The organism is Burkholderia sp. MSMB1498 (assembly GCF_001526245.1).
Lineage (GTDB): Bacteria > Pseudomonadota > Gammaproteobacteria > Burkholderiales > Burkholderiaceae > Burkholderia > Burkholderia savannae.
The window spans coordinates 1-16,984 of sequence record NZ_LOYJ01000026.1 but is presented as its reverse complement, the minus strand read 5'-3'; the positions used below and the strand labels follow the sequence as shown (position 1 = coordinate 16,984).

At 67.5% G+C, this 16,984-nt stretch carries 19 protein-coding genes and 3 pseudogenes; 10 read left to right on the top strand and 12 right to left on the bottom strand.

From position 1 onward, the window contains the following. The first annotated feature begins 4 nt into the window (after positions 1-4). From WS91_RS05415 to WS91_RS05395, 5 genes are all read left to right on the top strand, one after another. Positions 5-1,012 (top strand): glycosyltransferase, encoded by a 1,008-nt coding sequence (locus tag WS91_RS05415; RefSeq protein ID WP_038744553.1) that lies wholly within the window; start codon positions 5-7, stop codon positions 1,010-1,012. Further along, the gene (locus WS91_RS05410; protein WP_059669897.1) at positions 1,009-1,956 is read left to right on the top strand and encodes a formyltransferase; all 948 of its coding nucleotides are present in this window, start codon (positions 1,009-1,011) and stop codon (positions 1,954-1,956) included. The genes WS91_RS05415 and WS91_RS05410 overlap by 4 nt, the downstream gene beginning before the upstream one ends. Next, on the top strand, positions 1,953-3,008 hold the full coding sequence (locus WS91_RS05405; RefSeq protein ID WP_052145008.1) for a bifunctional UDP-4-keto-pentose/UDP-xylose synthase: 1,056 nt from the start codon (positions 1,953-1,955) through the stop codon (positions 3,006-3,008). Before WS91_RS05410 ends, WS91_RS05405 begins: the two co-directional genes overlap by 4 nt. 16 nt (positions 3,009-3,024) lie before the next feature. Further along, the gene (locus WS91_RS05400) at positions 3,025-3,921 is read left to right on the top strand and encodes a polysaccharide deacetylase family protein (RefSeq protein ID WP_059669896.1); all 897 of its coding nucleotides are present in this window, start codon (positions 3,025-3,027) and stop codon (positions 3,919-3,921) included. 85 nt (positions 3,922-4,006) lie between these two features. Continuing rightward, on the top strand, positions 4,007-4,468 hold the full coding sequence (locus WS91_RS05395) for a peroxiredoxin (RefSeq protein ID WP_038744558.1): 462 nt from the start codon (positions 4,007-4,009) through the stop codon (positions 4,466-4,468). Positions 4,469-4,661: 193 nt separating this feature from the next. On the opposite strand, the gene WS91_RS32175 is transcribed toward WS91_RS05395, so the two are convergent. Next, the gene (locus tag WS91_RS32175) at positions 4,662-4,916 is read right to left on the bottom strand and encodes a hypothetical protein (protein ID WP_100185270.1); all 255 of its coding nucleotides are present in this window, start codon (positions 4,914-4,916) and stop codon (positions 4,662-4,664) included. Here WS91_RS32175 and WS91_RS05390 point away from each other — a divergent pair. Then, the gene (locus tag WS91_RS05390) at positions 4,800-6,596 is read left to right on the top strand and encodes a PhoH family protein (protein ID WP_038744560.1); all 1,797 of its coding nucleotides are present in this window, start codon (positions 4,800-4,802) and stop codon (positions 6,594-6,596) included. The genes WS91_RS32175 and WS91_RS05390 overlap by 117 nt on opposite strands. 241 nt (positions 6,597-6,837) lie before the next feature. Then, complete coding sequence (locus tag WS91_RS05385; protein WP_059669895.1) at positions 6,838-8,076, top strand: C40 family peptidase; 1,239 nt, start codon at positions 6,838-6,840, stop codon at positions 8,074-8,076. Positions 8,077-8,124: 48 nt separating this feature from the next. Here the strand turns inward: WS91_RS05385 and WS91_RS37175 are convergent. Then, positions 8,125-8,366 (bottom strand): annotated as a pseudogene (locus tag WS91_RS37175) (IclR family transcriptional regulator domain-containing protein); the annotation flags it as partial. Here WS91_RS37175 and WS91_RS32165 point away from each other — a divergent pair. Further along, positions 8,361-8,480, top strand: a pseudogene (locus WS91_RS32165) (FAD-dependent oxidoreductase); the annotation flags it as partial. The pseudogenes WS91_RS37175 and WS91_RS32165 overlap by 6 nt on opposite strands. A 160-nt stretch (positions 8,481-8,640) precedes the next feature. On the opposite strand, the gene WS91_RS05375 reads toward WS91_RS32165, so the two are convergent. The 10 genes and pseudogenes from WS91_RS05375 to WS91_RS05335 form a co-directional block, all read right to left on the bottom strand. Next, positions 8,641-9,651, bottom strand: a complete 1,011-nt coding sequence (locus WS91_RS05375; RefSeq protein ID WP_038744565.1) for an inorganic phosphate transporter — start codon at positions 9,649-9,651, stop codon at positions 8,641-8,643. Between the two features lie 10 nt (positions 9,652-9,661). Then, on the bottom strand, positions 9,662-10,288 hold the full coding sequence (locus WS91_RS05370; protein ID WP_038744567.1) for a DUF47 domain-containing protein: 627 nt from the start codon (positions 10,286-10,288) through the stop codon (positions 9,662-9,664). Between the two features lie 138 nt (positions 10,289-10,426). Beyond that, positions 10,427-11,809 (bottom strand): replicative DNA helicase, encoded by a 1,383-nt coding sequence (locus WS91_RS05365; RefSeq protein WP_038744568.1) that lies wholly within the window; start codon positions 11,807-11,809, stop codon positions 10,427-10,429. A 9-nt stretch (positions 11,810-11,818) separates the two neighbouring features. After that, positions 11,819-11,961, bottom strand: a pseudogene (locus WS91_RS37875) (DNA helicase). A gap of 7 nt (positions 11,962-11,968) precedes the next feature. Then, positions 11,969-12,421, bottom strand: coding sequence for a 50S ribosomal protein L9 (gene rplI / locus WS91_RS05360; RefSeq protein ID WP_038744570.1), 453 nt, complete (start codon positions 12,419-12,421; stop codon positions 11,969-11,971). Positions 12,422-12,448: 27 nt separating this feature from the next. Then, positions 12,449-12,724: a 30S ribosomal protein S18 gene (gene rpsR / locus WS91_RS05355; protein ID WP_004193360.1), complete on the bottom strand. Its 276-nt coding sequence runs from the start codon at positions 12,722-12,724 to the stop codon at positions 12,449-12,451. A gap of 2 nt (positions 12,725-12,726) precedes the next feature. Then, entirely contained in the window at positions 12,727-13,026 is a 300-nt protein-coding gene (gene priB / locus WS91_RS05350; RefSeq protein ID WP_038744571.1) for a primosomal replication protein N, read from the bottom strand. Between the two features lie 37 nt (positions 13,027-13,063). Next, a complete protein-coding gene (rpsF, locus tag WS91_RS05345; RefSeq protein ID WP_006402295.1) occupies positions 13,064-13,438 on the bottom strand; it encodes a 30S ribosomal protein S6 in 375 nt (124 codons plus the stop codon). A 246-nt stretch (positions 13,439-13,684) separates the two neighbouring features. Beyond that, positions 13,685-14,587, bottom strand: a complete 903-nt coding sequence (locus tag WS91_RS05340; protein ID WP_038744572.1) for an anti-sigma factor family protein — start codon at positions 14,585-14,587, stop codon at positions 13,685-13,687. Beyond that, the gene (locus WS91_RS05335) at positions 14,577-15,326 is read right to left on the bottom strand and encodes an RNA polymerase sigma factor (RefSeq protein WP_059669894.1); all 750 of its coding nucleotides are present in this window, start codon (positions 15,324-15,326) and stop codon (positions 14,577-14,579) included. Before WS91_RS05335 ends, WS91_RS05340 begins: the two co-directional genes overlap by 11 nt. Before the next feature lie 215 nt (positions 15,327-15,541). Between WS91_RS05335 and WS91_RS05330 the strand changes: the two genes are divergently transcribed. Together WS91_RS05330 and WS91_RS05325 are read left to right on the top strand one after the other, a co-directional pair. Then, positions 15,542-16,462: a metallophosphoesterase family protein gene (locus WS91_RS05330; RefSeq protein ID WP_059580776.1), complete on the top strand. Its 921-nt coding sequence runs from the start codon at positions 15,542-15,544 to the stop codon at positions 16,460-16,462. 10 nt (positions 16,463-16,472) lie between these two features. Then, on the top strand, positions 16,473-16,898 hold the full coding sequence (locus WS91_RS05325; RefSeq protein ID WP_038744576.1) for a cupredoxin domain-containing protein: 426 nt from the start codon (positions 16,473-16,475) through the stop codon (positions 16,896-16,898). Positions 16,899-16,984: the final 86 nt, after the last annotated feature.

The following is a 16,984-nucleotide window of genomic DNA, read 5'->3' as shown; positions in this document are numbered from 1 at the left end:
GGACATGAGTCACCCTGAAACACGCGCGACGAATCCTGAAGTTTCGATCGTCATCCCCGTGTACAACGAGGAAGCCGGGCTCGCTGCGCTCTTCGCGCGGCTCTACCCGGCGCTCGACGCGCTCGGCACGTCGTACGAAGTGATCCTCGTCAACGACGGCAGCCGCGACCGCTCGGCTGCCCTCCTCGCCGACCAGTTCCGCGTGCGTCCGGACACGACGCGCGTCGTGCTCCTGAACGGCAACTACGGCCAGCACATGGCGATCCTCGCCGGCTTCGAGCAGTCGCGCGGCGACATCGTCATCACGCTCGACGCCGACTTGCAGAACCCGCCCGAGGAAATCGGCAAGCTGATCGCGAAGATGCGCGAGGGCTACGACTACGTCGGCTCGATCCGGCTGCAGCGCCAGGACAGCCTGTTCCGCCGCAAGGCGTCGGCCGCGATGAACCGGCTGCGCGAGCGCATCACGCGCATCAAGATGACCGACCAGGGCTGCATGCTGCGCGCATACGGCCGCCACATCATCGACACGATCAACCGCTGCGGCGAGGTGAACACGTTCATCCCCGCGCTCGCGTACACGTTCGCGCAGAACCCGACCGAGATCGAGGTCGCGCATGAAGAGCGCTTCGCGGGCGAATCGAAATACTCGCTGTACAGCCTCATCCGCCTGAACTTCGATCTCGTAACGGGCTTCTCCGTCGTGCCGCTGCAATGGCTGTCGTTCATCGGCGTGATCCTGTCGCTCGGCTCGGCCGGGCTCTTCGTGCTGCTCGTCGTGCGGCGCTTCATCGTCGGCGCGGAAGTGCAAGGCGTGTTCACGCTCTTCGCGATTACGTTCTTCCTGCTCGGCGTGATCATTTTCGCGCTCGGCCTGCTCGGCGAATACATCGGACGAATCTATCAGCAGGTCCGCGCGCGGCCGCGCTACCTGATCCACACCGTGCTCGAGGCGCGCGACGGCAAGCCCGGCGTCACGCTCGCCGCCGAGCGCCGCGAGGCCGCGCGATGAAACCGCGCGCCGTCGTCTTCGCGTATCACAACGTCGGCGTGCGCTGCCTGCAGGTGCTGCTCGCGCGCGGCGTCGACGTCGCGCTCGTCGTCACGCACGAAGACAATCCGACCGAGAACATCTGGTTCGGCAGCGTCGCGTCGGTCGCGGCCGAGCACGGCATCGCGTGCATCACGCCCGCCGATCCGACGAGCGCCGACGTGCGCGCGGCGGTTGCGAGCGCGAAGCCCGAGTTCATCTTCTCGTTCTATTACCGGCACATGCTGCCCGTCGATCTGCTCGCGCTCGCCGCGCGCGGCGCGTACAACATGCACGGGTCGCTGCTGCCGAAGTACCGCGGCCGCGTGCCGACGAACTGGGCGGTGCTCAACGGCGAGACCGAAACCGGCGCGACGCTGCACGAGATGGCCGCGAAACCCGACGCGGGCGCGATCGTCGGCCAGACCGCCGTGCCGATCCTGCCCGACGACACCGCCGCGCAAGTGTTCGACAAGGTCACGGTCGCGGCCGAGCAGACGCTCTGGCGCGTGCTGCCCGCGCTGATCGCGGGCGAAGCGCCGCACCTGCCGAACGATCTGTCGCAAGGCAGCTACTACGGCGGACGCAAGCCCGAGGACGGCCGCATCGATTGGTCGCAGCCGGCCGCGAACGTGTACAACCTGATCCGCGCGGTCGCGCCGCCGTATCCGGGCGCGTTCACCGATCTCGACGGCACGCGCTTCGTGATCGCGCGCGCGCGGCGCGCGGCGCCCGGCTCGGCCGCCGCGCGCGCGGCCGTCGATTTGCCGCCGGGCCTGCACGTAAGCGATAATGCGCTGTTCGGCGTTTGCGGCGACAGCCGCGCTGTCTCCATTCTCGAACTGCGCCGGCAGCACGACGGCGGCGAGACCGCGGTTTCCCCGGCGGAATTCGCGCAGTTCACTCATTCTTCCCGTCATTCATGAAAGCTAAAAAAGTCCTGATCCTGGGTGTAAACGGCTTCATCGGCCATCACCTGTCGAAGCGCATTCTTGAAACCACCGATTGGGAAGTGTTCGGCATGGACATGCAGACCGATCGGCTCGGCGATCTCGTCAAGCACGAGCGGATGCATTTCTTCGAAGGCGACATCACGATCAACAAGGAGTGGGTCGAGTATCACGTGAAGAAGTGCGACGTGATCCTGCCGCTCGTCGCGATCGCGACGCCCGCCACCTACGTGAAGCAGCCGCTGCGCGTGTTCGAGCTCGACTTCGAGGCGAACCTGCCGATCGTGCGTTCGGCCGTGAAGTACGGCAAGCACCTCGTGTTTCCGTCGACCTCCGAGGTGTACGGCATGTGCGCGGACGAGCAGTTCGACCCGGACGCGTCCGCCCTCACCTACGGCCCGATCAACAAGCCGCGCTGGATCTACGCATGCTCGAAGCAGCTGATGGACCGCGTGATCTGGGGCTACGGGATGGAAGGCCTGAACTTCACGCTGTTCCGCCCGTTCAACTGGATCGGCCCGGGCCTCGACTCGATCTACACGCCGAAGGAAGGCAGCTCGCGCGTCGTCACGCAGTTCCTCGGCCATATCGTGCGCGGCGAGAACATCAGCCTCGTCGACGGCGGCTCGCAGAAGCGCGCGTTCACGTATGTCGACGACGGCATCAGCGCGCTGATGAAGATCATCGAGAATCCGAACGGCGTCGCCACGGGCAAGATCTACAACATCGGGAATCCGAACAATAACTTCTCGGTGCGCGAACTGGCGAACAAGATGCTCGAGCTCGCGGCGGAATTCCCCGAGTACGCGGATTCGGCCAAGCGCGTGAAGCTCGTCGAGACGACGTCGGGCGCGTACTACGGCAACGGTTATCAAGATGTGCAGAATCGCGTGCCGAAGATCGAGAACACGATGCAGGAACTCGGCTGGGCGCCGCAGTTCACGTTCGACGACGCGCTGCGCCATATCTTCGAGGCGTACCGCGGCCACGTCGCCGACGCGCGCGCGCTCGTCGAGCAGCAGGGCTGAAGAGGGGCACCGCCGCTTGGCTCGCATCGTCCTCAAGATCGACGTCGACACGCTGCGCGGCACGCGCGAAGGCGTGCCGAATCTCGCGCGCATCTTCGATCGCTTCGCCGCGCGCGCGACGTTCCTCTTCAGTCTCGGCCCCGACCACACCGGCTGGGCGATGCGCCGCGTGCTGCGGCCGGGCTTTCTGAAGAAGGTGTCGCGCACGTCGGTCGTCGAGCATTACGGCGTCAAGCAGTTGCTGTACGGCGTGCTGCTGCCCGGCCCCGACATCGGCCACCGCGCGACGGCCGACATGCGCGCGATCCACGAAGCCGGCTTCGAATGCGGAATCCACACGTGGGATCACGTGTACTGGCAGGACAACGTTCGCCAGCGTCCGCGCGACTGGACCGTACGCGAGATGAACAAGAGCCGCGAGCGCTTCGTCGAGATCTTCGGCGCGCCGCCCGTCACGCACGGCGCGGCGGGCTGGCAAATGAACGACGCGGCGTTCGAGCAGATCGACGCGTGGGGCATGCGCTACGCGTCGGACGGGCGCGGCCACTCGCCGTATCTGCCCGTCGTCGAAGGCAGGACGCTCGCGCACGTGCAGCTGCCGACGACGCTGCCGACGCTCGACGAGATCCTCGGCGTCGACGGCATCGACACCGGCAACGTCGCCGCGCACCTGCTCAAGCACACCGAGCGTAATCCGCACGACCAGGTATTCACGCTGCACGCGGAGCTCGAAGGGCAGAAGCTCGCGCCCGTGTTCGAGCAACTGCTCGCGGGCTGGCGCGCGCAAGGCCACACGTTCGCGACGATGGGCGATTACTACGCGACGCTGGACCGCGCCGCGCTGCCATCGTACCCTGTCGCGTGGGGCGAAATTCCCGGCCGCTCCGGCGAACTGATCGTCCAGCCCGACTGAACGAGACGCCGCTCGCCGGCTTCTCGTCTCGCCTCATCACGCGCGGCCCGCCGTCCGCGCTCGTTCATAACAACAGGAGAAACACGTGTCCGTCGAAGTCGACCGTCAAGTTCCCGATTTCACAGCGCCTGCCACGGGCGGCGAGTTTTCGCTGTCGGGCGTCAAGGGCAAGAAGCTCGTGCTGTACTTCTATCCGAAGGACAACACCCCCGGCTGCACCACCGAGGGCCTGCAGTTCCGCGACCTGTATCCGAAGTTCAAGAAGGCCGGTGCGGAAATCGTCGGCGTGTCGCGCGACAGCCTACGCTCGCACGAGAACTTCAAGGCGAAGCTCGAACTGCCGTTCCCGCTGATTTCGGACCCCGACGAAACGCTCTGCACGCTGTTCGGCGTCATGAAATTGAAGAAAATGTATGGCAAGGAAGTACGTGGAATCGAGCGCTCGACGTTCGTCATCGACGGCGAAGGCGTGCTGCGTCACGCATGGCGCGGCGTGAAGGTGCCGGGCCACGTCGACGAGGTGCTGAGTGCTGTACAAGCGCTTTGAGGCGCGCTATATTGGGCCGCAATGAATGCCTGTCCGACCCATTTTTCTCGTAGCTGCGCCGGTGGTCGAAACGATGCGTCCACGCATCTGACGCGCAGCACGACGGTTAGAGCCGAGCCGCTTGCCCCTGTTCGGGGGAGCGGCTTTTTTTATGGTTTTCGGGTCGGCCGATCCGCGCCGGCCGTCCAACGCGTCAAGGAGACGATCGAAATCTAGGCGAACCGGCGATTCGAACCCCATGTGCGCCACTGCGCGCAAACTGCACGCGCGAAGCGTCGCAGGATGCGAACGGCGGCGCACGCCTGCGACACGATTCCTCCCGAGGGACACCATGCCTTTGCCTACTCCCCCCAGCAAGCTCGGCAGCCTGCTGCCGCCCGACGAATACAAGGCGAAAGCGCGGCCTGCGAAAGCCGCGAAGCAATCCGCCTCCGGGGGCCCCGCTCACGCGGTCGCGGCCGAATACGGCCCGGCGAACGTAGCCGATCCGATGGTCGTTGCCGCCAACACCGCTGCGCCGCTGCGCGCGGTCGCGCCGGCCGAAGCCGCGAGCGCCGCCGCGCCGCGCGCGCGCAAGACGAAGCAGACGGCCGCGCTGCTGCAGCCGGTGCCCGCGGCCCCCGCCGCGCCGGCGGCACGCTCGCCGAAGGCCGACGCGGCGAGGCCCGCGGCGACCGCGGCCGCCGCGCCGAGCGCGACGGCGAAAGCGCGCGGACGCAAGGCCGCCGAAACCGAGATGCAAAAGCTCTTCGTGCTCGACACGAACGTGCTGATGCACGATCCGAGCAGCCTCTTCCGCTTCGAGGAGCACGACGTCTATCTGCCGATGATGACGCTCGAGGAACTCGACAATCACAAGAAGGGCATGTCGGAAGTCGCGCGCAACGCACGCCAGGTGAGCCGCACGCTCGACGCGCTCGTCGCCGACGCGGGCCCGATCTCGGCCGGCATTGCGCTCGCGCGCCTCGGCAGCCGCGAGGCGCTCGGGCGCCTCTACTTCCAGACGACGCTCACGAGCATCGAGCCCGTCGAGGGCCTGCCGCAAGGCAAGGCCGACAACCAGATCCTCGGCGTCGTGCGAGCGCTGCAGCGCGAGCGGCCGGATCGTCAGGTCGTGCTGGTGTCGAAAGACATCAACATGCGCATCAAGGCGCACGCGCTCGGCCTGCCCGCCGAAGACTACTTCAACGACCAAGTCCTCGAAGACAAGGATCTCCTCTACACCGGCGTGCGCGAACTGGCGCAAGACTTCTGGACGAAGCACGCGAAGGGCATGGAGAGCTGGCAGGATACGAAAACGGGCACCACGTATTACCGCGTGACGGGCCCGCTCGTCGCGTCGATGCTCGTCAACGAGTTCGTCTATCTCGAGCCGCAGAACGGCGAGCCCGCGTTTCACGCGCTCGTGCGCGAACTGAACGGCAAGACGGCGCTCTTGCAGACGCTGCGCGACTACAGCCACCACAAGAACAACGTGTGGGGCATCACCGCGCGCAACCGCGAGCAGAATTTCGCGCTGAACCTGCTGATGAACCCCGAGATCGACTTCGTCACGCTGCTCGGCCAGGCCGGCACCGGCAAGACCCTCGTCGCGCTCGCGGCGGGCTTGGCGCAGGTGCTCGACGACAAGCGCTACAACGAGATCATCGTCACGCGGGCGACCGTGCCCGTCGGCGAGGACATCGGCTTCCTGCCCGGCACCGAGGAAGAGAAGATGCAGCCGTGGATGGGCGCATTCGACGACAACCTCGAGGTGCTGCAGAAGACCGACGACGCGGCCGGCGAATGGGGCCGCGCGGCGACGCAGGAGCTGATCCGTTCGCGCCTGAAGGTGAAGAGCATGAACTTCATGCGCGGCCGCACGTTCGTCGACAAGTACGTGATCATCGACGAGGCGCAGAACCTGACGCCGAAGCAGATGAAGACGCTCGTCACCCGCGCGGGCCCGGGCACGAAGATCATCTGCCTCGGCAACATCGCGCAGATCGACACGCCGTACCTGACGGAAGGCAGCTCGGGCCTCACGTACGTCGTCGACCGCTTCAAGGGCTGGGGGCACAGCGGCCACGTGACGCTCGCGCGCGGCGAGCGCTCGCGGCTTGCCGACTACGCGTCCGACATCCTGTAACCGCACGCCGACCACCGCGCCGAGCGGCGCTCGGCACGAAGCGGCGCCTGATTCGTCAGGCGCCGCTTTTTCATTTCGGGGGTCGAATCATCTGCGAGCGAACGTCCGTCTCGAACAACATTTACACGCGCAACTTCAAGTGATTTCTCAAGAATTCTTGCGAAAGCCCCGCCGGACGCACTACTATCGCGATTAACCGTTGTCATACGATTGGCGAGCGCAGCGCGCTCGCCCGCCTCTCATGTTGCGTCTTTCGCTGTCCGTTCTCGTGATCTCGCTGCTCGCGGCCTGCTCGAGCGCGCCGCAAAAATCGGCGCGCTCGTCGTCCGGCATGGCGATCACCACACCGCGCGCGTACGCGCCGCCGCGCGGCTTCCCGAATTTCGTCGACCACAGCGTCGGCCGCGAGGAAATCTCGATCCAGGCGATGAGCCTCGTCGGCGTCCCGTACCGCTGGGGCGGCAACACGCCCGACAGCGGCTTCGACTGCAGCGGCCTCGTGCGCTACGTCGTCGACCGCGCGGCGAGCGTCAACCTGCCCCGCACGACGGCCGACATGAGCTCGGCCGGCGAATCGATCGAGCCGGACGGCATCGCGCCCGGCGATCTGATCTTCTTCAACACGTCGGGCCGGCCGCATTCGCACGTCGGCATCTACGTCGGCAAGCTGCGCTTCGTGAACGCGCCGTCGACGGGCGGCACCGTGCGGCTCGATTACTTGACGAATCCGTATTGGGCGAAACGCTTCGACGGCATCCGGCGCGTCGCCGCGCCGAAAGCCAAGCCGGCGCCGTTCGATGCGCCGACCTACCAGGCGAGCCGGCAGCCGGACGCCGCGCCGCGTGCGGCAGCGGAGGCTCAGCCGGCCTACGCGGCCGCGCAACCGGCCGCGCGGGCAGCGGCGCCGAGCGCGTCGCCCGCTTACGCGGCGAACGCGGCCGCGCAGCCCTCGGCGCGCAACGCCTCTTCCGGCGCCGCGCCCATCTATGCGGCGACGGCGAATGCATCCTCGCAGAACGCCGCGCCCGCAATCGCGCCCGCGCCCGCGCCCGCCGCATCGGGCTTCTTGCCGGCGCGCGCAGCGCCTGCCGCAACCGCATCCGCCGATCCGTACGAGCCGCCGCCGCCCGCGATATCCGCCGCGCAGCGGCAGGCGCAGGCCGCGGGCGCGACATCGCCCGCGATCGCCTCGGCCGACGCGGGCGCAGCGCCGGTATCCGCCGCGCCGCCGGTTGCGCCGCCCGCGGCCGGCGGCGCGGCGACCGTCGCCGGCACGCCGCCGCCCGATCCGATCGACGCCGCCGCGGACGCGTTCGAGCCGCCGCCGCCAACCGCGCGCGCGGCGGCCCGCCAGGCGCAGCTCGCCGCTCCCGGCAACGTGCAGATCCTGCGCGCGTCGACGGCGCCCGGTGCCGCAAGCGTCGCGCCGGCCGGCACGAGCGACGATCCGATCGCGCGCTTCGCGAACGGCGGCTACTGAGACAAGCCGCTCCTGGCCAACCGGGCGGCCGCGCCCGCCGGCCCATGCGAGCGTCCGAATCGAATTCGAAATCCCCCGCGCGCAGTCGATCACCGCGGGCGCGAGCCGCTGTTCGGCGTCGGCGAGCGTCCAGCGGCGCGACGATGTGCACCGACGCGACCGGCCGCCGCTCGCCGTCGAGCACGGGCGCCGCGATCGCGCCCACGTCGGTGATCGTGTATTGCGTGTGCGCGACCGCGCGCGCTCGCCTCGAGCAGCGCATGCGCGCCGCCCTCGGGCAACGCGCTCAGCGCGCGCTGCCGTTCGCCGCGACGCCCGTCAGGCCGATTCCGCTGCATGCGCTGCAGCGCCTGTACATCAGCGCGGGCGTCGCGCGGTACGCGCTGCTCGATGCGCTGTCGTAACGGCGTCGATCGCGCGGCCCGCTCGCGAAACGCGCGCCAAAGACAATGCGCCGCAGCCTTCCGGCATGCGGCGCATTGTCGTTCTCGGCGAATCTCGGGAAATCTCGACGAAGCTCGGCGAATTTCGTCGACAATCCGCGCGGCCGGCGGGGTCAGGACGTCAGAACACGCGGTGCCCGATCCACCACCCGGCCGCCGCGATCAGCGCCGACGCGGGAATGGTCAGCACCCACGCCCATACGATGTTGCCGGCGACGCCCCAGCGCACGGCCGACAGCTTGCGCGTCGCGCCGACGCCGACGATCGCGCCCGTGATCGTGTGCGTGGTCGATACCGGAATGCCCATCCACGACGCGACGAACAGCGTCACCGCGCCGCCCGTCTCCGCGCAGAAGCCGCCGACCGGCTTGAGCTTCGTGATCTTCTGGCCCATCGTGCGGACGATCCGCCAGCCGCCGAACAGCGTGCCGAGGCCCATCGACAGGTAGCACGCGCCGATCACCCACACGGGCGGCGCATCGGCCGCGACCGATGCGTAGCCGGACGCGATCAGCAGCATCCAGATGATGCCGATCGTCTTCTGCGCGTCGTTGCCGCCGTGGCCGAGGCTATAGAGGCTCGCGGACAACAGCTGCAGCCGCCTGAAGCGCCGGTCGACCTTGCTCGGCGCTGTCCTGAAGTACAGCCACGACACGCCGAGCATGAACAGCGAGCCGAGGAGGAAGCCCAAGAGCGGCGAGATGAAGATGAACGCGACGGTTTTCATCAGCCCGTCGACGTTGAGCGATCCCCAGCCCGACTTCGACACCGCGGCGCCGACGAGCCCGCCGATCAGCGCGTGCGACGAGCTCGACGGAATCCCGTAGTACCACGTAATGACGTTCCAGCCGATCGCGCCGAAGAGCGCGCCGAACACGACGTAGTGATCGACGATGCTCGCGTCGATCGTGCCCTTGCCGACGGTCTGCGCGACCTTCAGATGGAAGATGAAATACGCGATGACGTTGAATGCCGCCGCGAACACCACGGCCTGCTGGGGCTTGAGCACCCCGGTCGACACGACGGTCGCGATCGAGTTCGCGGCGTCGTGGAAGCCGTTCATGAAATCGAACACGAGTGCGACGAGCACGAGCGCCGCGACGGCCCACAAGGCGAGTTGTATCGAATGCATCGTGGTCCGCTCAGGCGTTTTCCAGCACGATGCCTTCGATGATGTTCGCGACATCCTCGCACTTGTCGGTGATCTCCTCGAGCAGCTCGTAGATCGCCTTCAGCTTGATGAGCGTCTTGACATCGTCCTCCTCGCGGAAGAGCTTCGACATCGCCGCGCGCAGCACGCGGTCCGCCTCCGACTCCCAGCGGTCGATCTCCTCGCACGCCTTCAGGATCTGGTTCGATTGCTTCATGTCCGACAGCAGCGCGACGGCCGCCTGCACGTGCTGCGCCGACTGCGTGACGATGTGCGCGAGCTGGCTCGCCTCCGACGTGACCGAGCGCACGTCGTACAGCGACACGGCGGTCGCGACGTCCTCCATCAGGTCGAGGATGTCGTCCATCGTCGTGATCAGCTTGTGGATTTCGTCGCGGTCGAGCGGCGTGATGAACGTCTTGTGCAGCAGATCGATCGCTTCGTGCGTCAGCTTGTCGGCCGCCTTCTCGGCCGATTGCACGTTCTGCTTGTGAATCTCGGCGTCCGCGAGATTGTCGATCAGAAGTTCGAGCTCGCGTCCGCCAGAGACGATGTAATTCGCGTGCGCGTTGAAGATTTCGAAGAACTTGCCCTCGGTGGGCATGAATCGACCGAACATGGGATTCCTGAAAAATGGTCAAACGGCGGTCACAAAAACCGGCGACATTGTACTGTTTAACAGTTGCCAGCCAAGCGCCCGAATGCGACGGCGGCGACGAGATACAACGTTTTGCGAAATAGGGGTTTACATCCGGCGCTACTCGCCGTAGAAGTTTTGCGCCCCTGCAAAATTGTCGAATTTCGTGTATTGACCCAGGAACGTGAGCCGAACAGGGCCGATCGGGCCGTTACGCTGCTTACCGATGATGATCTCGGCGGTGCCCTTGTCGGGGCTGTCCGGGTTGTACACTTCGTCGCGGTAGATGAACAGGATCACGTCCGCGTCCTGCTCGATTGCGCCCGATTCCCGCAAGTCCGACATCACCGGCCGCTTGTTCGGCCGCTGCTCGAGGCCGCGATTGAGCTGCGACAGCGCGATCACCGGCACGTCGAGCTCTTTCGCGAGGCTCTTCAGCGAACGGGAGATTTCCGAGATTTCGGTCGCGCGGTTCTCGCCCTGCGACGAGCCCGTCATCAGCTGCAGGTAGTCGACGATGATGAGCCCGAGCTTGCCGCACTGGCGCGCGAGACGCCGCGCGCGCGAGCGCAGCTCCATCGGATTCAGGCCGCCCGACTCGTCGATGAAGAGCTGCGCCTCGCTCATCTTCTGCACCGCGTGCGTGAGCTTCGGCCAATCCTCGTCGGTCAGGCGCCCGGTCCGCATCCGGTGCTGGTCGAGCCGGCCGACCGAGCCGAGCATCCGCATCACGAGCTGCGTGCCCGGCATTTCCATCGAGAACACCGCGACGGGCAAACCGTACTCGACGGCGACGTATTCGCCGATGTTCATCGAAAACGCCGTCTTACCCATCGACGGGCGGCCGGCGACGATGATCAGCTCGCCGCCGTGCATGCCGGACGTCATCCGGTCCAGATCGACGAAGCCCGTCGGCGTGCCCGTCACGTCGCTCGGATTCGCCGTGTGATAAAGGGTGTCGATCCGCTCGACGACCTGCGTGAGAAGCGGCCCGATCTCGAGGAAGCCCTGCGTGCCGCGCGCGCCGTCCTCGGCGATCGAGAACACCTTCGATTCGGCCTCGTCGAGCAGCTGGCGGACTTCCTTGCCCTGCGGATTGAACGCGTCGGCCGAGATTTCGTCGGCGACCGACACGAGCCGGCGCAGCACCGCGCGATCGCGGACGATTTCGGCGTAGCGGCGGATGTTCGCGGCGCTCGGCGTGTTCTGCGCGAGCGCGTTCAGGTACGCGAGCCCGCCCACGTCCTCCGCCTTGCCCGACGTCGTGAGCGCCTCGTAGACGGTGACGACGTCGGCCGGGCGCGTCGCCGCGATGAGCCGGCCGATGTGCTCGAAGATGATGCGGTGGTCGTACCGGTAGAAATCGCCCTGCGACAGGAAGTCGGCGATCCGGTCCCAGGCGCCGTTGTCGAGCAGCAGGCCGCCCAGCACGGACTGCTCGGCCTCGATCGAGTGAGGCGGGACTTTCAGCGATTCGATTTGGGGGTCTTTCGGCGCATTCATGGCTTCGGATTATCGCGAAATGGGCGCGGCTTCGCCAGCCGGCGTCGAAGACGCCGAGAAACAGACGCCGAGAAACGAAAAAAGGCAGGAACCGGTTGCCCGGGCCCCTGCCCTTCATGTCGGGCGACGTGCGCCGCCCGCATAGACTGCATGTCGTGCTTACGCGTGGTCGCCGATCACGTTGATCGTGACGTCGACGACGACGTCGGTGTGCAGCGCGACTTGCACGCCGTGCTCGCCGATCATCTTCAGCGGGCCTTCCGGCATGCGCACTTGCGCCTTCTCGACGTCGTAGCCTGCCTTCTTCAGCAGTTCGGCGACGTCGCCGTTCGTCACCGAGCCGAACAGACGGCCGTCGACGCCCGACTTCTGCGTGATCTGGAACGACTGACCGCCCAGCTTTTCGCCGACCGCTTGCGCGGCGGCCAGCTTCTCGGCGGCGACCTTTTCGAGTTCCGCGCGGCGGACTTCGAATTCAGCGATCGCGTCCTTCGTCGCGCGGCGCGCCTTGCGGTTCGGGATCAGGAAGTTGCGAGCGTAACCGTCCTTGACCTTGACGATATCGCCGAGGTTGCCCAGATTGGCGACTTTTTCCAACAGAATGATTTGCATTCGAATTCTCCTTATTGCGTCGCCTGATTACGCCTTGTGCTGATCGGTGTACGGCAGCAGCGCGAGGAAACGCGCGCGCTTGATCGCCGTGTCGAGCTGGCGCTGATAGTGGGCCTTCGTGCCCGTCAGGCGCGCCGGCGTGATCTTGCCGTTCTCGCCGATGAAGTCCTTCAGCGTTTCCGTGTCCTTGTAGTCGATCTGCTCGACGCCGGCTGCCGTGAAGCGGCAGAACTTCTTACGCTTGAAGAGCGGGTTTTGCTGCTGACGACGCTTGTCGAATTTCTTACCAGTGGGGCGGGCCATGTTCAGTCCTTTCCAATGTCCTGCAATGCTGTGATGTGAAACACCAGGGTTCTCGCGTTGCGGCTCTTCTTCGCCAGGAAGCCGGTGAAGAGCGTCTCGACGCCCATCTCGCAGCCTTCCAGCTTGCCGCTCGCCTCGCCTGCCGCCACGGCCGGGATCGTCAATTCGACCTGCCGGGCGATGCCTGCTTCGACGACTTCGGCGCGATGCTGCAACGTGGCGCTTGCGATCGGAACGCCGGCGGGGGTGTACCGCACCGGTTCACGCTCGACGACGCTCGCCGTCAATTGCAGCCTGTTCACGAAAGCGCCGCGCTCCTTTCCCTGATGGCTTGATGCGTTAAGCCTGCGCTTCGGTCGGCTGAGCGGCAGCCGCCTTCTTGGCTTCTTCGCGCTGAACTTCCTTCATCATCGGCGACGGGCCGGTTTCGGCCTTCTTCATCTTGACGATGAGGTGGCGCAGCACGGCGTCGTTGAACTTGAACGCGTGTTCGAGTTCGTCGAGCGTCGTCTGGTCGCACTCGATGTTCATGCAGACGTAGTGAGCCTTCGCGAGTTTCTCGATCATGTAGGCCAGTTGGCGGCGGCCCCAGTCTTCGACGCGGTGGATCTGACCGCCGTGCGACGTGATCGTGGTCTTGTAACGCTCGATCATCGCGGGCACTTGCTCGCTCTGATCGGGGTGCACGATGAAGACGATTTCGTAATGACGCATACACACTCCTTGTGGATAGAAGCCACCCGGGCGTCTGAACCGGTGTGGCAAGTGAGAAGCCGGAGAGTTTAACCCGGATATGGGTCGCATGCAAGGTTCATGCATGCGCCGCCGCGCGATTCGGCCGTGTTTTCAACGACTTGAGCGGCCAAGCGGCTCGGCGCGCGCACAGCGTCGATGCGCCGACGCAACGGCCGGTGCGGGAGCAGCCGTCGCGGTGATGGGGTCGCATCTCCTCAGGCGCCGTCACTCGGTTCGCGGCGCGGCGACGCGCGCGCTCAGCGCCATCCTGAACGCCGCGAGCGCGGACGGCTCCGCGTCGCTCACCGCCCACCACGTCATGCCGGCCGCGTTCCAGCGGTCGAGCGCGTAACCCTGCGACTCGGTCGCGTACGGCGCCGCCCCGCCCTCGCCCGACGGCCGCACGTAGACGTCGATCACGTGCTGCCGGTAGCGGTAGACGAGCACCGCGACGCGGCGCTGCCCGACATAGTCGAGCCGGCCGCCCGCGAGCGCGAAACCGCTCGCGCTCAGGTCGACGACGGGCGGCGCGTAGTCGAGGCGGCCGTTGAACCACGGCTTGACCGTATGGCGGTCAGTCGAGATCACGTCGATGTCCCGCGACGACAGGCCGGCCCGCACGTGGCTCGCGACGATTTCGTCGACGGTGCGCTCCGTCGCCGCGCGACGCGCGTCGAGCGCGAGGCCGGCCGCCGCGGCAAGCGCGATCGCCAATGCGACGCCCCAGCCGAGGCCGGGCAGCGTCGCGGCGCGCGGCCGCGGCCGGCCGATCGCCGGGCCGGCGGGCATGCCGTGCGGGCCCGGTCGCGCGAACCAGCGATGCGCGCCCGGGCCGCGCGGGCTGCCGCCGGGCGTCGGCAGGTCCGCGACGGGCGCCTCCGCTGCCGGCGCGCGTGCAACGGGCGCCTGCGCCATCGGCAATCCCGCGACGATGCGCTCGCGCAGCGCGTCCGACGCGCGATGATATTGCGCCTGCCGCACGATCCGGCGAAGCGCGACGAGCCGATCGCGCTCGAGACGGCACGCCCCGCAGCCGCCCACGTGCTGCTCGAGCCGCCACGCATCGGATGCGCAAAGCTCGCGATCGACGTCCGCGCCGAGCAGCGCACGCGTTTCGTTACAGTCCATCGATGGCCTCCGATGCCGTTCCGGACGTCGGCGCACCGCCCGCGCCATTACCCTCGCCATTACCCTCGCCATTCGCCGCGCGATCGCCCGGGCGCGCCTGCGCGCCGACCGCGCGCGGCGCGGACGCATCGCCGCGCGCGCCGCCGCCGAGCGTCGCCGCCAGCCGCCGCCGCGCCCGCGCGAGCCGCGACATCACGGTGCCGATCGGCACGTCCGCGATCGCCGCGATCTCGCGATAGCTCAGATCCTCCATTTCGCGCAGCACGAGCACCTCGCGATACTCGGGCGGCAGTTTCGCGAGCGCGGCGTTCACGCGGTGCGCGTCCTCGCTGCGCACGAGGAGCGCGAGCGGATCTTCGGCCGCGGGATGCCAATCGTCCGGCGAACCGGCGGCGTCGAGCCCGTCGAGCGCGGCGACTTCGTGCGCGTTCACCCGCCGCCGCCATTCGGTGTACCAGGCGTGGCGCACGATCATCAGCAGCCACGGCCGCGCGTTGTCGCCGCGGCACGAATCGAGAAAGCGCAACGCGCGCATGCACGCCTCCTGCACGACGTCCTCCGCGTCGCTCGCGTTGCCGCACAGCCAGCGCGCGAGGTTGTACGCGGCGTCCAGATGCGGCAGCGCGAGCGCACGAAACCGCTCGCTGCGCGCCGCCGCGTCGCCCACATCGTCCGCGTCGCCCGCGTCGCGCTTGTCGCTCGCATCGCGCTCGTCGACCATCCGGCCGAATTGACCCACGTCGCCTCCCCGGGATGCGCGGCCCGCCCGCCGGCCGCTCGCGTCCGGCGCACGCCGCCGACGACGACGGCACGCACGCGGCTCTAGCATCGTTACCGCCCACCGATCCAGTTTATTCCCGCGATTCGCGCCCGGAGACGAAAAATAATCCGGGAATATTCGTGGCGCGGCCGCGGTATCGCATGCACCACACCCTCATCTGCGAAGGAGCCGCCATGCCGAATCCCACCCTGTCCCTGAAGCGGCGCGATTTCCTGCGCCTCGCCGCCTGCGGAGGCGGCGTCGCGTTCGCGTCCGCGCTGCCCGGCTGGAGCCTCGCCGCGAACGCCGGCGCCGATTTCTTCTTCGTCCAGCTCTCCGATGCGCACTGGGGCTTCACCGGCCCCGCGATCAACCCGGACGCGCGCGGCACGCTGCCGAAGGCGATCGAAGCCGTCAACGCGCTGCCCGTCGCGCCCGACTTCGTGATGTTCACGGGCGACCTCACTCACACGACCGACGACCCAGCCGAGCGCCGCGAGCGGATGCGGCAGTTCCAAGCGATCGTCGCGCAGCTCAAGGTGAAACCGCTCCACCTGATGCCGGGCGAGCACGACGCGAGCCTCGACGGCGGCGCCGCGTACCGCGAGATCTTCGGCGACACGCATTACGCGTTCGATCACAAGGGCGTGCATTTCGTCGTCGTCGACAACGTGTCGGACCCCGCCGGCCGCGTCGGCGACGCGCAGATCGAATGGCTCGCGCAGGATCTCGCGCGGCAGCCGAAAGACGCGCGCATCGTCGTGTTCACGCACCGGCCGCTCTTCGACCTCGCGCCGCAATGGGACTGGGCGACGCGCGACGGCGCGAAGGTCGTCGACGTGCTGATGCCCTATCCGAACGTCACCGTGTTCTACGGGCACATCCATCAGGAGCATCACGCGATGACGGGCCACATCGCGCACCACGCGGCGCGCTCGCTGATGTTCCCGCTGCCCGCGGCCGGCTCGCAGGACAAGCGCCTGCCGGTGCCGTGGGATGCCGCCGCGCCGTATCGCGGGCTCGGCTGGCGCGAAGTGCGCGTCGGCGACGCGACGCACACGCCCGTGCTGACCGAAATGCCCGTCGTCGCGCAACAACCGCAACCGACCGTCTGAGGAGACTGCGATGCGCCATTTTTTCTTCGATCCGCGTGCGCTTCGCGGCCGGGCACGGGCAACGGCGCCGGTCGCGGCGCGCCGCCGCTGGCTCGTCGCCGCGGGCGGCGCGGCGCTTGCCGCGCTCGCGGGCGTCGACGCGTCGCGCTTGCGCGCCGCCGAGCCGCGCGTGATCAAGGTTCACGCGCGGCGCTTCGTGTTCACGCCGGACCGGATCGCGCTTGCGCCGCACGAATCGGTCGTGTTCGAGCTGACCGCGCAGGACACCGTGATGGGCTTCTCGATTCCGCAATACGGCGTGCGTGCGGACGTGCCGCCGGGCGCGGTCGTGCATCTTGCCGCGCAGGCGGGCGGCCCGGGCACGGTCCAGTTCCTGTGCGACATCTTCTGCGGCTCCGGGCACGAGACGATGAACGGCGTGCTCGTCGTCGGGTAGCGCGAAGGTTGGCCGATTGATCGGCCGGCGGACTGGCGGACTGGCGGACTGGCGGACTGGCGGACTGGCGGACTGGCGGACTGGCG